The following is a 15,823-nucleotide window of genomic DNA, read 5'->3' as shown; positions in this document are numbered from 1 at the left end:
TTGAACCTCCCTTCGTGATTGATCTACGGCTCTTTTCAGGAACCGTAGTACAATCCCGTTATTTTTTGCGACGACGCACAATAAATTTATCAGATTTGTTGTTTTTCTTACGTGTCTTGTATCCAAGAGTAGGTTTACCCCATGGAGACATTGGTGATTTACGTCCGATTGGAGCGCGTCCTTCACCACCACCGTGTGGGTGATCGTTAGGGTTCATTACAGAACCACGAACTGTTGGGCGTTTACCTAACCAACGAGAACGTCCGGCTTTACCAATGTTGATTAATTCGTGTTGTTCATTTCCAACTTGACCTACAGTAGCACGACAAGCAGAAAGGATCATACGAGTTTCACCAGAGTTAAGACGTACAAGTACATATTTACCTTCTTTACCAAGTACTTGAGCAGATGTTCCAGCAGAACGTACTAACTGGCCACCCTTACCTGGTTTAAGTTCGATATTGTGTACGATTGTACCAACAGGGATGTTGATAAGTGGTAATGCGTTACCCACTTTAATATCTGCTTCAGGTCCAGACATTACTTCCATACCTACTTCGATTGTTTTCGGTGCAAGAATGTAACGTTTTTCCCCATCAGCGTAGTTAATTAGTGCAATGTTTGCTGAGCGGTTTGGATCGTATTCGATCGTAGCAACGCGTCCAGGTATACCATCTTTTTCACGTTTGAAGTCGATGATACGGTATTGGCGCTTGTGACCGCCACCTTGATGACGAACTGTTAACTTACCTTGGTTGTTACGGCCACCCTTTTTGTGTAGGGGTGCTAAAAGTGACTTTTCCGGAGAATCCGTAGTGATTTCAGCGAAATCAGAACTAGTCATGCCGCGACGACCATTAGAGGTAGGTTTATACTTTTTAATCGCCATGTTTTTCCCTCCTCTTCTTAATTAAAAGATTTTATACTTCAAAGAATTCGATTTCTTTACTATCTGCAGTAAGTTTAACGATTGCTTTACGACGCTTGTTAGTGTAACCAGCGTGTTTACCCATGCGTTTGAACTTACCTTTGTAGTTCATGATGTTAACTTTTTCTACTTTCACGTCAAAGATTTCTTGAACAGCGTCTTTTACTTGAGTTTTGTTCGCTCTAGTATCAACTTCGAAAGTATATTTTTTCTCAGACATAAGATCAGTTGAAGCCTCAGTAATTACGGGGCGCTTAATGATTTCACGTACATCCATTATGCAAGCACCTCCTCTACTTTTTCAACAGCTGATTTAGTCATCACTAGTTTGTCATGTCCTAATACGTCCAGAACGCTAATTCCATCAGCAGGAACAACAGTTACACCAGGGATGTTACGAGCTGAAAGTGCTACGTTTTCGTCAAGACCATCAGTGATTACTAATGTTTTAGAGTTAACTGAAAGACCTTTAAGAACGTTAGCAAATTCTTTTGTTTTAGGAGCATCGAATGATAATGCTTCTAATACTAAAATGTTTTCTTCTACTACTTTAGAAGAAAGAGCAGATTTAATCGCTAAGCGACGAACCTTCTTAGGAAGTTTGTAGCTGTAGCTGCGTGGAACTGGTCCAAATACAGTACCACCACCGCGCCATTGTGGAGAACGGATTGACCCTTGACGAGCACGACCTGTTCCTTTTTGACGCCAAGGCTTACGCCCACCGCCACGTACTTCAGAACGATTTTTTACTTTGTGATTACCTTGACGTAAAGAAGCTCTTTGCATCAATACTGCTTCAAACATTACATGTTTGTTTGGTTCAATACCAAAAACAGTGTCATTAAGTTCGATATCACCAACTTTAGAACCGCTTTGGTTAAATAATGCTACTTTCGGCATTCTTGTTTCCTCCTTTCTTGAAAAGTTCTATTAGTTTGCTTTAATAGCTGACTTTACTTTGATTAGTTGTTTCTTAGGTCCAGGTACATTACCTTTAACTAAGATAAGGTTACGTTCAGCATCAACTTTTACAATTTCAAGGTTCTGAATTGTAATTTGCTCTCCGCCCATACGTCCAGGTAGTAATTTACCCTTGAATACACGGTTTGGATCAACAGGACCCATTGAACCAGGACGACGGTGGTAACGAGAACCATGGGACATAGGTCCGCGAGATTGGTTATGACGCTTGATAGCACCTTGGAATCCTTTACCTTTTGATACTCCTGTTACATCTACGATTTCGCCTGCTGCGAAAATATCAACTTTGACTTCTTGACCAACTTCGTACTCTTCTACGTTTACACCGCGGATTTCACGGATGAAGCGCTTAGGAGCAGTTTCAGCTTTAGCAACGTGGCCTCTCTCTGGTTTGTTAGAAAGCTTTTCACGTTTGTCTTCAAAACCTACTTGGATAGCTTCGTAGCCATCAACATCGATAGATTTCTTTTGAAGTACCACGTTTTGAGCAGCTTCGATAACAGTTACAGGGATAAGATCACCGTTTTCAGCGAAAACTTGAGTCATACCGATCTTTCTTCCTAAGATTCCTTTGGTCATAAGTCACACCTCCTAATAATTATGGTTTTTATGAATTAAAGTTTGATTTCGATATCTACACCTGATGGTAAGTCTAAACGCATAAGCGCATCAACTGTTTGAGGTGTTGGGTTTACAATGTCGATTAAGCGTTTATGAGTACGCATTTCGAATTGCTCACGAGAATCTTTGTATTTGTGCACAGCACGTAAGATTGTGTAAACAGACTTTTCTGTTGGTAGTGGGATCGGTCCAGAAACCGCCGCACCAGAACGTTTTGCTGTTTCAACAATTTTCTCAGCTGATTGATCAAGAATTCTGTGATCATAAGCCTTTAAACGGATACGAATCTTTTGTTTTGCCATTATTTTCCCTCCTTTATCGCCTATTTTTGAATAGACATTCTCCACAGAAATTTCCCACACACTCGCCATGGCAAAGCGGCCGTGTGTGTCAGCAACCTTCTGTTTCATCGCAGTCAAAGACCAACATTGTCTATTATAACTAAAACACCTAGAAGATGCAACTGTTTCTTGCAAATTCTTTATGTTTTGCACACTTTCTCTATTATACAAACGAACCGTGTTGTTTTCAAGGTTTTGTGGTATTTTCACAATATTTAATATAACGGTTATAGTGAATTAAAGAAAACATTAATTCAAAGGGAACTAGTATTCATTCTATATTAGAACTTATTTCTACTACCTCCTAAAGAGTGAGTGCTTGTTGATTTACGCTCCAGGATGTTCGCTTTCCGCGGGGCGGGCGGTGAGCCTCCTCTGCTTCGCCTGCGGGGTCTCACCTGTCCCGCTATTCCCGCAGGAGTCGAACATCCTTCCGCTCCAATCAACTTAGTGTTTCAATTATTTATTCATGAAGAAATATAATTAATATGAAGGGTGAGTCATAATCGACATTTTTCAACTTTTTATAATTCATACTGGAGGTTGATCAACATAAATATACAAGTACTATACTATATAGAAGAAACTCGACAACACCATTATCATAATCGTGGTAGTACGTCCAAGTGGTATAGCAATTTAAACACAAAAAAACAGATGGACATGGTGTCCATCTGTTTTTGATATCAATGATTACTCAGTGATTGTAGCTACTACTCCAGCACCTACAGTACGTCCACCCTCACGGATAGAGAACTTAGTACCTTCTTCGATAGCGATTGGAGCGATAAGCTCAACAGTCATTTCGATGTTATCGCCAGGCATAACCATTTCTACACCTTCAGGAAGGTTACAGATACCAGTTACGTCAGTTGTACGGAAGTAGAACTGTGGGCGGTAGTTAGTGAAGAATGGAGTGTGACGTCCACCCTCTTCTTTAGAAAGAACATAAACTTCTGCTTTGAACTTTGTGTGTGGAGTGATTGTACCTGGCTTAGCAAGTACTTGTCCACGTTGGATATCTTCACGAGCTACACCACGAAGTAGTGCACCGATGTTGTCTCCAGCTTCAGCATAGTCAAGAAGCTTACGGAACATTTCTACACCTGTTACAGTAGTAGATTTTGGTTCTTCAGAAAGACCGATGATGTCGATAGTGTCTCCAACTTTAACTTGTCCACGCTCAACACGACCAGTAGCAACTGTACCACGACCTGTGATTGAGAATACGTCCTCAACAGGCATCATGAATGGTTTTTCAGTGTCACGCTCTGGAGTTGGGATGTAGCTATCTACAGCTTCCATAAGTTCGAAGATTTTCTCTTCCCACTCAGGATCTCCCTCAAGAGCTTTAAGAGCAGAACCTTTGATTACTGGTACGTCATCACCAGGGAAATCGTACTCAGAAAGAAGGTCACGTACTTCCATTTCTACTAATTCAAGTAGCTCTTCGTCGTCTACCATGTCACATTTGTTCATGAATACAACTAGGTAAGGTACACCTACTTGACGAGAAAGAAGGATGTGCTCACGAGTTTGTGGCATTGGGCCGTCAGCAGCAGATACTACTAGGATCCCACCATCCATTTGTGCAGCACCAGTGATCATGTTTTTAACATAGTCAGCATGTCCTGGGCAGTCAACGTGTGCATAGTGACGAGTATCAGTTTCATACTCAACGTGTGCTGTAGAGATTGTGATTCCACGCTCTCTTTCTTCTGGAGCACCGTCAATTTGGTCATATGCCATTGCAGTTCCACGACCATACTTCTTGTGAAGTGTAGTTGTGATTGCAGCTGTTAGAGTTGTTTTACCATGGTCAACGTGACCGATTGTACCGATATTCGCATGTTGCTTGGAACGATCAAATTTTTCCTTACCCATTTGAAAATCCTCCTTTAATTTTAAAGAAAATAAGTATATTAGTTAGGCTAATCCAGAGGCAGTTTATGTCCACCCCTGAACCAGTAATGCTTACAATAGTATTTATACTTTATTAAAGGGAATAAATCAATTATTCACCTTTATTTTTTTTGATGATTTCTTCAGAAATCGATTTAGGTACTTCTTCATAGTGATCGAAGTGCATGGAGTATGTTCCACGTCCTTGTGTGTTAGAACGAAGGGAAGTTGCATATCCAAACATTTCTGATAGAGGTACGAACGCTTTAACGACTTGAGCGTTACCGCGTGCTTCCATACCTTCTACACGTCCACGACGAGAAGTTACATCACCCATGATATCTCCAAGGTATTCCTCAGGGATAACAACCTCAACCTTCATCATTGGCTCTAAGATTACCGGCTTACATTTAGAAGCGGCATTCTTAAGTGCCATAGAAGCAGCGATTTTAAACGCCATTTCAGAGGAGTCAACATCATGGTATGAACCATCGAATAATCTTGCTTTAACATCAACTAGTGGGAAACCAGCTAAGACACCATTTTCTAAAGCGTCAGATAGACCGGCTTGTACTGCAGGGATGTATTCACGAGGAACTACACCACCGACGATACCGTTCTCGAATTCGAATCCTTTACCTTCTTCGTTAGGTGAGAATTCGATCCATACGTGTCCGAATTGTCCACGTCCACCAGATTGACGGGCGAACTTACCTTCAACTTTAGCCGTATCACGGAAAGTCTCACGGTAAGATACTTGAGGAGCACCTACGTTAGCTTCTACTTTGAATTCACGTTTCATACGGTCAACGATGATATCTAAGTGAAGCTCACCCATACCCGCGATGATAACTTGACCTGTTTCCTGGTCAGTATGCGCACGGAATGTTGGATCTTCCTCTTGAAGTTTTTGTAGTGCAGTAGTCATTTTATCTTGGTCGGCTTTTGATTTAGGCTCAACAGATAGAGAGATAACAGGCTCTGGGAATACCATAGATTCAAGAATAACTAGACTCTTTTCATCACATAGCGTATCTCCAGTAGATGTATCTTTCAGACCAACTGCTGCTGCAATGTCTCCAGCATATACTTTAGAGATTTCTTCACGGGAGTTTGCGTGCATTTGCAGGATACGACCCACACGTTCACGTTTCCCTTTTGAAGAGTTTCTTACGTATGAACCTGACTCAAGAACACCAGAGTATACACGGAAGAAAGTTAACTTACCAACATAAGGGTCAGTTGCAACTTTGAACGCTAAAGCAGAGAATGGCGCTTCGTCTGAAGATGGACGAGTTACTTCTTCTTCTGTTTCAGGTACAAAACCTTTGATATCTTCAACGTCTGTTGGCGCTGGAAGATAGTCGATAACTGAGTCAATTAATAATTGAACCCCTTTGTTTTTGAAGGCAGATCCACAAACTACCGGGTAGAACTCTACAGTTAGAGTTGCTGTACGGATAGCCGCTTTAAGCTCATCATTTGTAAGCTCTTCGCCTTCTAGGTATTTCATCATAAGCTCTTCATCAAGTTCAGATACTGCTTCAATTAACTTTCCGCGGTATTCATCAGCTTGATCTTTGTACTCTTCAGGAATGTCACGAGCTTCTGCACGCGTTCCAAGGTCATCTTCATAGAAGTAAGCTTTCATTTCTACTAAGTCGATGATACCTTCGAAGTCATCCTCAGCACCGATTGGAAGCTGAATAGGATGCGCATTCGCTTGTAAACGTTCATGAAGTGTCCCAACAGAATAAAGGAAGTCAGCACCGATTTTGTCCATTTTGTTAACGAACACAACACGGGGAACCCCGTAAGTTGTTGCTTGGCGCCATACTGTTTCAGTTTGAGGCTCAACACCAGATTGAGCATCAAGTACTGCTACTGCACCATCAAGTACACGTAATGAACGCTCAACTTCAACAGTGAAGTCTACGTGTCCCGGTGTATCGATGATGTTAATACGATGGCCTTTCCATTGAGCTGTTGTCGCAGCAGAAGTGATAGTGATACCACGTTCTTGCTCTTGCTCCATCCAGTCCATTTGAGAAGCACCTTCGTGAGTTTCTCCAATTTTATGGATACGACCTGTATAAAATAGGATACGCTCAGTTGCAGTTGTTTTACCAGCATCGATGTGAGCCATGATACCGATATTACGAGTGTTTTCTAAGGAGAACTCTCTAGGCATGCGGTCTTTCTCCTTCCTTATATGAGAATGATTTGTTTGTTTAAGATCAGATTACCAACGATAGTGAGCAAACGCTTTGTTCGCTTCAGCCATCTTGTGTGTATCTTCACGCTTCTTAACAGAAGCTCCAGTGTTATTAGCTGCATCAAGGATTTCGTTAGCTAAACGCTCTTCCATTGTCTTCTCACCGCGAAGACGAGAGTAGTTTACTAACCAACGAAGACCTAATGTAGTACGACGCTCTGGACGTACCTCTACAGGTACTTGATAGTTTGAACCACCAACACGACGAGCTTTAACTTCTAATACCGGCATGATATTTTTTAGAGCTGCATCGAATACTTCCATTGCATCTTTACCTGAACGCTCGCTAATGATATCAAACGCAGCGTATAGTTTCTTTTGAGCTTTACCTCTTTTACCGTCAATCATGATTTTGTTGATTAAACGAGTAACTAATTTTGAATTGTACATTGGATCAGGTAAAACGTCTCTTTTTGCTACAGGACCTTTACGTGGCATGTGATTTCCTCCTTTCAACGAGAAATGAATTTATGATTTTTAAATTATTTTTTAGCTGCTTTAGGGCGCTTAGTTCCGTATTTAGAACGTCCTTGCATACGGCCTTCAACTCCAGCTGTATCAAGCGCACCACGTACGATGTGATAACGTACCCCTGGTAAATCCTTTACACGTCCTCCACGGATAAGAACAACACTGTGCTCTTGAAGGTTATGTCCGATACCAGGAATGTAAGCAGTAACCTCGATTCCATTCGTTAAACGAACACGAGCATATTTACGTAGCGCCGAGTTCGGTTTCTTTGGAGTCATTGTACCAACACGAGTACATACACCACGTTTTTGTGGAGATGACAAGTTCGTGTGCACTTTCTTAAAGCTGTTATAACCTTTGTTAAGTGCAGGTGACTTTGATTTAGTTGATTTAGACTGACGAGGCTTGCGAACTAATTGGTTAATAGTTGGCATTTTGTTTTCCTCCCTTCTTATTTGGTAAGCCCACACATCCAGGTGGTTCTTTTTTGGGTAAAAGTAAAGTTTTTGCAGATAGCTTCTACAAAAACTATTTTACTGTATAATCGCAACAGCTGCTGCTCCAACATCTATTCCGCACGATTTACCAAGTTTCTTCATTGAATCCACTTTGTTAACCGGTACTTTAAGATCAATAGCGGCCTGGACTACTTTTGCTGTAACTTTGGGATCAGCATCCTCCGCAATAACAACTTCTAGTACATGACCTGTTTTCAGAGCTTTCACTGCTTGCTTTGTTCCTACAATAATTTCTTTAGCCTGCGCTACTTTTTCATAAGACATTTCATATCCTCCAAAGTAACAGGTTATTAATAGGAGCAACCTTGAATATATTATCATCTTAAAATCTCTATGTCAACATAGATTTAAAAGATTTATAAAAGCTAACTCTTAGAGCTTATGATTGAGCAATCAAACGCGCCTAAGAGTTAGCCTAAATAGATTACTCTACTGTTACTGTTTCTTCACTAGTATCTTCTGCCAATACCGGCTCTGCCTTGCGGTAACGTTGCATACCCGTACCGGCAGGAACCAATTTACCGATGATAACATTTTCTTTCAGTCCAAGTAACTCATCACGTTTTCCTTTTATGGCAGCGTCCGTTAACACACGAGTTGTTTCCTGGAACGATGCTGCGGATAAGAAGGAATCTGTTTCAAGTGAAGCTTTGGTGATCCCGAGCAATACAGGGCGTCCTGTTGCCGGAAGCTTACCGCCAAATAGAGCTTTTTCGTTCGCATCCCTGAATTGATGGATGTCCATAAGAGTACCTGGTAGTACCTCAGATTCACCTGCATCAATAACACGAACCTTGCGTAACATTTGACGAACCATAACCTCAACGTGTTTGTCGCCGATTTCAACCCCTTGCATACGGTATACTTTTTGTACCTCACGCAGCAAGTATTCCTGAACGGCTGACACATCACGCACTTTAAGAAGTTCTTTTGGATCGATTGAACCTTCTGTGATCTCCTGACCGCGTGCTACTTTATCGTTCACAGCGAATTTCAGGCGAGCTGTGTATGGAGCTGTGTAACTTCTCGTTTCCACATCACCTTGAACGGTAATTTCGTACTGACGATCTTTTCCTTCACTGATGGAAGTAATGACACCATCGATTTCAGAAATAACGGCTTGACCTTTAGGATTACGCGCTTCGAAGATCTCTTGGATACGCGGTAAACCTTGAGTGATATCGTCTCCTGCAACCCCACCAGTATGGAAGGTACGCATCGTTAACTGTGTACCCGGTTCCCCGATGGATTGAGCAGCGATGATCCCAACAGCTTCCCCTACTTCGACTTTTTGTCCTGTTGCCAAGTTCGTACCGTAACATTTCTCACAAACACCATGTCTAGTGTTACATGTGAAAGCAGAACGGATCGAAACATGTTCGACACCAGCATCAATGATCGTCTTAGCTAAGTCTTCTGTGATCAGCTGATTTTCTGTGATGATGATTTCATCTGTCTCAGGATGACGTAATGTTTTACGTGAATAACGACCAAGTAAACGTTCTTCAAGAGGCTCGATGATTTCTGTACCCTCTTTAATGGATCCTACAAGTAGTCCTCTGTCCGTTCCACAGTCTTCTTCACGAACGATTACATCCTGGGCCACATCAACAAGACGACGTGTCAGGTAACCTGAGTCAGCTGTTTTCAGTGCTGTATCGGCAAGACCTTTACGGGCACCATGTGTAGAAATAAAGTACTCAAGGACCGTTAATCCTTCACGGAAACTTGATTTGATCGGTAACTCAATGATACGACCAGCCGGGTTGGCCATCAGTCCACGCATACCAGCAAGCTGAGTAAAGTTAGATGCGTTACCACGGGCACCTGAATCACTCATCATGAAGATCGGGTTGCGTTTATCCAGTGTCGCCATTAATTTACCTTGAATGGTATCTTTCGCAGCACTCCAGATTGAGATAACACGATCGTATCTTTCATCTTCTGTAATAAGACCACGTTTAAATTGTTTTAATACGTTGTCTACTTTACTTTGTGCTTCGATTAAGATTTCTTCTTTTTCCGCTAGTACGACGATATCTGCGATACCAACCGTAATACCGGCTTTAGTAGAGTATTTGAATCCTAAGTCTTTCATTTTATCAAGCATACGAGACGTCTCAGTGATAGCAAACTTCTTGAATACTTCTGCAATGATATTCCCTAAGAAACCTTTTTTAAATGGGTTGATTAACTCACGATTTTGGAATACTTCTTTAACGTCCGTTGACGGATCAACAAAGTAGTTCTCAGGAGTAGCTACTTCCAAGTTCGTTCTTGTTGGTTCGTTAATGAACGGGAATGTATCAGGTAAGATCTCGTTAAAGATTACTTTACCTACCGTTGTTAATAATAATTGTTTATTTTGCTTATCGGTGAACGTTTTGTTGTTGATGGTGCTGGCATGGATCGCAATACGGGTATGCAAGTGTACATAACCATTTTGATATGCAAGGATAACTTCATTTGCATCATTGAAGATCATACCTTCACCAACAGCATTTTCACGCTCAAGTGTCAGGTAATAGTTACCTAATACCATATCCTGGGACGGAGTAACAACTGGCTTACCGTCTTTCGGATTTAGGATGTTTTGGGCAGCAAGCATCAGCATGCGAGCTTCAGCTTGTGCTTCAGAAGATAGAGGTACGTGAACCGCCATTTGGTCACCATCAAAATCCGCGTTGTATGCCGTACATACAAGTGGGTGAAGACGGATCGCTCTACCTTCGACTAGAGTTGGTTCAAATGCTTGAATACCAAGTCTGTGAAGAGTAGGTGCACGGTTTAAAAGAACTGGATGTTCTTTAATAACCCCTTCTAATACATCCCATACTTCCGGCTGAACGCGTTCAATCTTGCGCTTAGCACTCTTAATGTTGTGAGCCAATCCTTTTTCAACGAGCTCTTTCATTACAAATGGTTTGAATAACTCAAGTGCCATTTCTTTAGGAAGACCACATTGATACATCTTAAGGTTAGGTCCAACAACGATTACAGAACGACCGGAATAGTCAACACGTTTACCGAGAAGGTTTTGACGGAAACGCCCCTGCTTCCCTTTAAGCATATGTGAAAGGGATTTTAATGGGCGGTTACCCGGTCCTGTAACAGGACGGCCGCGACGACCATTGTCAATTAAAGCGTCGACCGCTTCTTGAAGCATACGCTTCTCGTTTTGAACGATGATACTTGGAGCACCAAGGTCCAATAAACGTTTCAAACGGTTATTACGGTTAATAACACGACGATATAAATCATTTAAGTCAGAAGTCGCAAAGCGTCCACCGTCAAGCTGAACCATCGGGCGAAGCTCTGGAGGAATGACAGGTAATACATCAAGAATCATCCAATCCGGATCATTACCTGAGTTTCTGAAAGATTCCACTACTTCTAAACGTTTAATTGCACGGGTACGGCGTTGACCTTGAGCTGTTTTCAGTTCTTCTTTAAGGAAATCAGCTTCTTTATCCAGGTCAATGTCTTGAAGAAGCTTTTTAATCGCTTCAGCTCCCATTGCAGCTTGGAATTTGACTCCGTATTTCTCACGGTAGGCACGGTACTCTTTCTCAGAAAGAAGTTGCTTTCTTTCCAGAGCCGTGTCACCTGGTTCTGTTACAACATAGGAAGCGAAGTAGATCACTTCTTCTAAAGCACGGGGAGACATGTCTAAAACAAGTCCCATACGGCTTGGGATTCCTTTGAAGTACCAAATATGAGATACAGGAGCAGCCAGTTCAATGTGACCCATACGTTCACGGCGAACTTTAGCCTTTGTTACTTCTACACCACAGCGGTCACAAACGACGCCTTTATAGCGTACACGTTTGTATTTACCACAGTGACATTCCCAGTCCTTCGTAGGACCGAAGATACGTTCACAGAACAAACCATCTTTTTCTGGTTTTAACGTACGATAGTTAATCGTTTCGGGCTTTTTGACTTCCCCGAAAGACCACGAACGGATCTTATCGGGGGAAGCTAAACCAATTTTCATATACTCAAAATTATTTACATCTAGCAAGGGGCCTACCTCCCTTTTAATCTACAGGCTCTAACCCTAATTGCTCTAAATTTATTCTTTAGACCCTACTGTCTCGGATTCTTGTGCATTAGATTCAGAGATATTTAGCGTGTCTGCTTGTTGTACTTCTTCTTCATCCTCTAAGTCACGCATTTCGATTTCTTCTTCGGTACTAGAGAGGATCTTAACATCCATACCTAAACTTTGAAGCTCTTTGATCAGAACTTTGAATGATTCCGGAACTCCTGGTTCAGGAACGTTTTCACCTTTGACAATGGCTTCGTATGTTTTCACACGACCCACAACATCATCTGACTTAACCGTTAGAATTTCTTGTAGAGTGTAAGCAGCACCATAAGCTTCAAGTGCCCATACCTCCATCTCACCGAAACGCTGTCCACCGAATTGAGCTTTACCTCCAAGTGGCTGCTGCGTAACAAGTGAATAAGGACCAGTTGAACGAGCGTGAAGTTTGTCATCAACCATGTGAGCAAGCTTGATCATATACATGATACCAACTGATACACGGTTATCAAACGGTTCACCTGTTCTACCATCATAAAGAACGGTTTTCGCATCACGTGCCATACCTGCTTCTTCAATGGTTGCCCATACGTCTTCCTCACGCGCTCCATCAAATACCGGTGAAGCGACATGAACACCAAGATATCTTGCTGCCATACCTAAGTGAAGCTCCAGCACCTGTCCGATATTCATACGAGATGGTACCCCTAACGGGTTTAACATGATATCGATCGGTGTACCGTCTGGTAAGAACGGCATGTCTTCTTCAGGAAGAATTCTTGAAATAACACCCTTGTTACCGTGACGACCAGCCATTTTGTCACCTTCAGAAATCTTACGTTTCTGAACGATGTATACACGGACAAGCTGGTTTACACCTGGAGGCAATTCGTCGCCGTCTTCACGATTGAAGACTTTAACATCGAGGATGATTCCCCCGCCACCATGTGGTACACGAAGAGATGTATCCCGCACTTCGCGAGCTTTCTCACCGAAGATTGCATGTAATAAGCGTTCTTCAGCAGTCAACTCTGTTACACCTTTAGGCGTTACTTTACCAACAAGTAGGTCGCCGTCTTTCACTTCAGCACCGATGCGGATGATTCCACGTTCATCAAGATTGCGAAGTGCATCTTCACCAACGTTTGGAATATCACGAGTGATTTCTTCTGGTCCTAATTTCGTATCACGGGATTCAGACTCATATTCTTCAATATGAATAGAAGTATATACATCGTCCTTTACAAGACGTTCACTCATGATGATCGCATCTTCATAGTTGTAACCGTCCCAAGTCATGAATCCAACCATTACGTTACGTCCTAAGGCGAGTTCTCCCTTTTCCATTGAAGGACCATCAGCAAGGATTTCTCCTTTTACGACACGGTCGCCTTCACTTACGATTGGACGCTGGTTGTAACATGTTCCCTGGTTTGAACGGATGAATTTTTGCATACGATATTTATCGAGGTCACCTTTTACTTCTTGACCGTCGATTTCTTTCACACGACGCACCCAAACTTGTTTCGCTTCAACCTTTTCTACAATACCTTCATATTTACAAATCACGGCGGCACCAGAGTCTTTGGCTGATACGTGTTCCATACCTGTTCCGACGATCGGTGATTCTGGATTCATTAAAGGTACTGCTTGACGCTGCATGTTCGCTCCCATAAGAGCACGGTTGGAGTCATCGTTCTCTAAGAAAGGAATACATGCTGTCGCAGCTGATACTACTTGTTTAGGAGATACATCCATGTAGTCCAGACGTTCACGCTTGATGACCGTGTTTTCACCACGGAAACGAGCAATGACTTCTTCATCAAGGAATGCACCGTCATCACCTAGACGTGCGTTTGCTTGTGCCACTACATAGTTATCTTCTTCGTCTGCTGTCAAGTAATCGATACGATCGGTTACTTTCCCGGTATCAGGGTCAACACGACGATACGGCGTTTCGATAAAGCCGAATTTATTCACTTTCGCAAATGAAGAAAGTGAGTTGATCAGTCCGATGTTTGGTCCCTCAGGCGTTTCAATCGGACACATACGACCATAGTGGGAGTAATGTACGTCACGCACTTCGAATCCTGCACGTTCACGCGTTAATCCACCAGGTCCTAAAGCAGAAAGACGACGTTTGTGCGTTAACTCTGCAAGAGGATTCGTTTGATCCATAAATTGAGACAATTGAGAGCTTCCAAAGAACTCTTTAATTGATGCGATAACAGGACGAATGTTGATCAGTTGTTGAGGCGTGATCGTGTTCGTATCCTGAATGGACATTCTTTCACGAACGACACGCTCCATACGTGATAAACCGATGCGGAATTGGTTTTGAAGCAATTCACCTACCGAACGTAAACGACGGTTTCCTAAATGGTCAATATCATCCGTTAGTCCTACTCCGTGTAATAAGTTAAAGAAGTAAGAAATAGAAGAGATGATATCTGCAGGTGTAATGTACTTAACCTCTTCTTCAACATACGCATTGCTGATGACATTAATCTCAAATTCTCCCTCTTCGTTAGGAGAATAGATTTTGATAGATTGAAGAACGACGTCTTCTTCTAACACGCCACCTGACTGTTGGTAGTTCTTAAACCCGATGCCATTTTCTAAATAAGGAATGACCTTATCAAGAGCGCGGCGATCAAGAACCGTGCCTTTCTCCGCCAGAATCTCACCCGTTTCCGGATCTGCTAGAGTTTCTGCTAGAGTTTGACCGAATAAACGGTTCTTAATGTGAAGCTTTTTGTTCATTTTGTAACGTCCAACGTTTGCTAAGTCATAACGCTTAGGATCAAAGAAACGAGAAACGAGTAAACTTTTAGCATTTTCTACTGTAGGAGGCTCTCCCGGACGCAGACGCTCGTAAATCTCGAGCAATGCCTTGTCGATACCTTCCGTGTTGTCTTTCTCGAGCGTGTTACGAATGTACTCATTATCACCGATCAAATCGATGATTTCTTGATCAGAGCCAAACCCAAGGGCACGTAAAAGAACCGTTACCGGTAGTTTGCGAGTTCGATCAATTCGCACATATACAACATCTTTCGCATCTGTTTCATACTCAAGCCAAGCTCCGCGGTTTGGTATAACGGTAGCAGTAAACCCTTTCTTTCCGTTCTTATCTACTTTTCCGCTAAAGTAAACACTAGGTGAACGTACTAACTGAGATACGATAACGCGCTCAGCACCATTAATGACAAAAGTACCTGTGTCTGTCATTAATGGGAAATCACCCATAAATACGTCTTGATCTTTTACTTCTCCTGTTTCCTTGTTCACAAGACGGACTTTCACTCTAAGCGGTGCAGAGTAAGTAACATCTCTTTCCTTTGATTCTTCCACCGAGTACTTTGGCTCTCCCAGACTATAATCAATAAATTCTAAAGAGAGATTACCAGTGAAGTCCTCAATCGGAGAAATGTCACGGAACATTTCTCTTAACCCCTCATCAAGAAACCATTGATACGAGGAAGTTTGAATTTCGATTAAATTCGGTAATTCTAAAACTTCACTGATACGCGCAAAACTTCTGCGTTGGCGGTGTCGTCCATACTGAACTAGTTGACCTGTCAACTGATTCACCCCTCAAATCAAGCGTTTTGGTTGTGTCTATATGCCTTCAAGTAGGAATGCTACTCTACACAAGACAAAAAGAAAAAGGGTTTTAATGATAAAACCTCATTTTCATATTACGAACTATTATTTTATAATCTTTTCCAATTTATC

General features: G+C 42.1%; 12 protein-coding genes. All 12 read right to left on the bottom strand.

What is annotated here, in order from left to right; translation table 11 throughout:
• Window positions 1-58 precede the first annotated feature (58 nt).
• The 12 genes from rplB to rpoB all read right to left on the bottom strand — a co-directional run bounded on the left by rplB (window position 59) and on the right by rpoB (window position 15,670).
• Window positions 59-889: a 50S ribosomal protein L2 gene (rplB, locus tag Q1B03_RS20480; RefSeq protein WP_044340525.1), complete on the bottom strand. Its 831-nt coding sequence runs from the start codon at window positions 887-889 to the stop codon at window positions 59-61.
• A 31-nt stretch (window positions 890-920) separates the two neighbouring features.
• On the bottom strand, window positions 921-1,205 hold the full coding sequence (gene rplW / locus Q1B03_RS20475; RefSeq protein WP_098353388.1) for a 50S ribosomal protein L23: 285 nt from the start codon (window positions 1,203-1,205) through the stop codon (window positions 921-923).
• Window positions 1,205-1,828: a 50S ribosomal protein L4 gene (gene rplD / locus Q1B03_RS20470; protein ID WP_299746166.1), complete on the bottom strand. Its 624-nt coding sequence runs from the start codon at window positions 1,826-1,828 to the stop codon at window positions 1,205-1,207. The genes rplW and rplD overlap by 1 nt, the downstream gene beginning before the upstream one ends.
• Before the next feature lie 30 nt (window positions 1,829-1,858).
• Window positions 1,859-2,488, bottom strand: a complete 630-nt coding sequence (gene rplC / locus Q1B03_RS20465; RefSeq protein ID WP_044340523.1) for a 50S ribosomal protein L3 — start codon at window positions 2,486-2,488, stop codon at window positions 1,859-1,861.
• 35 nt (window positions 2,489-2,523) lie between these two features.
• Window positions 2,524-2,832 carry a 30S ribosomal protein S10 gene (rpsJ, locus tag Q1B03_RS20460; protein WP_007085291.1) on the bottom strand — a complete coding sequence of 103 codons (309 nt, stop codon included), beginning with the start codon at window positions 2,830-2,832 and terminating at the stop codon, window positions 2,524-2,526.
• A 732-nt stretch (window positions 2,833-3,564) separates the two neighbouring features.
• Complete coding sequence (gene tuf, locus Q1B03_RS20455; RefSeq protein WP_299746155.1) at window positions 3,565-4,755, bottom strand: elongation factor Tu; 1,191 nt, start codon at window positions 4,753-4,755, stop codon at window positions 3,565-3,567.
• A 130-nt stretch (window positions 4,756-4,885) separates the two neighbouring features.
• Window positions 4,886-6,964: an elongation factor G gene (fusA, locus tag Q1B03_RS20450; protein ID WP_299746152.1), complete on the bottom strand. Its 2,079-nt coding sequence runs from the start codon at window positions 6,962-6,964 to the stop codon at window positions 4,886-4,888.
• Window positions 6,965-7,015: 51 nt separating this feature from the next.
• The gene (gene rpsG / locus Q1B03_RS20445) at window positions 7,016-7,486 is read right to left on the bottom strand and encodes a 30S ribosomal protein S7 (RefSeq protein ID WP_034765993.1); all 471 of its coding nucleotides are present in this window, start codon (window positions 7,484-7,486) and stop codon (window positions 7,016-7,018) included.
• 44 nt (window positions 7,487-7,530) lie between these two features.
• Complete coding sequence (rpsL, locus tag Q1B03_RS20440; RefSeq protein ID WP_032085266.1) at window positions 7,531-7,953, bottom strand: 30S ribosomal protein S12; 423 nt, start codon at window positions 7,951-7,953, stop codon at window positions 7,531-7,533.
• Window positions 7,954-8,052: 99 nt separating this feature from the next.
• Window positions 8,053-8,301 carry a 50S ribosomal protein L7ae-like protein gene (locus tag Q1B03_RS20435; RefSeq protein ID WP_148971237.1) on the bottom strand — a complete coding sequence of 83 codons (249 nt, stop codon included), beginning with the start codon at window positions 8,299-8,301 and terminating at the stop codon, window positions 8,053-8,055.
• A gap of 160 nt (window positions 8,302-8,461) precedes the next feature.
• The gene (gene rpoC / locus Q1B03_RS20430) at window positions 8,462-12,061 is read right to left on the bottom strand and encodes a DNA-directed RNA polymerase subunit beta' (protein ID WP_219166393.1); all 3,600 of its coding nucleotides are present in this window, start codon (window positions 12,059-12,061) and stop codon (window positions 8,462-8,464) included.
• 51 nt (window positions 12,062-12,112) lie between these two features.
• Entirely contained in the window at window positions 12,113-15,670 is a 3,558-nt protein-coding gene (rpoB, locus tag Q1B03_RS20425; protein WP_299746140.1) for a DNA-directed RNA polymerase subunit beta, read from the bottom strand.
• Window positions 15,671-15,823 lie beyond the last annotated feature (153 nt).

Source organism: uncultured Rossellomorea sp., assembly GCF_947488365.1.
In the GTDB taxonomy this organism is placed as follows: Bacteria; Bacillota; Bacilli; order Bacillales; family Bacillaceae_B; genus Rossellomorea.
The sequence above is the reverse complement of the archived record's forward strand: the minus strand, read 5'-3'. Positions and strand labels throughout refer to the sequence as shown.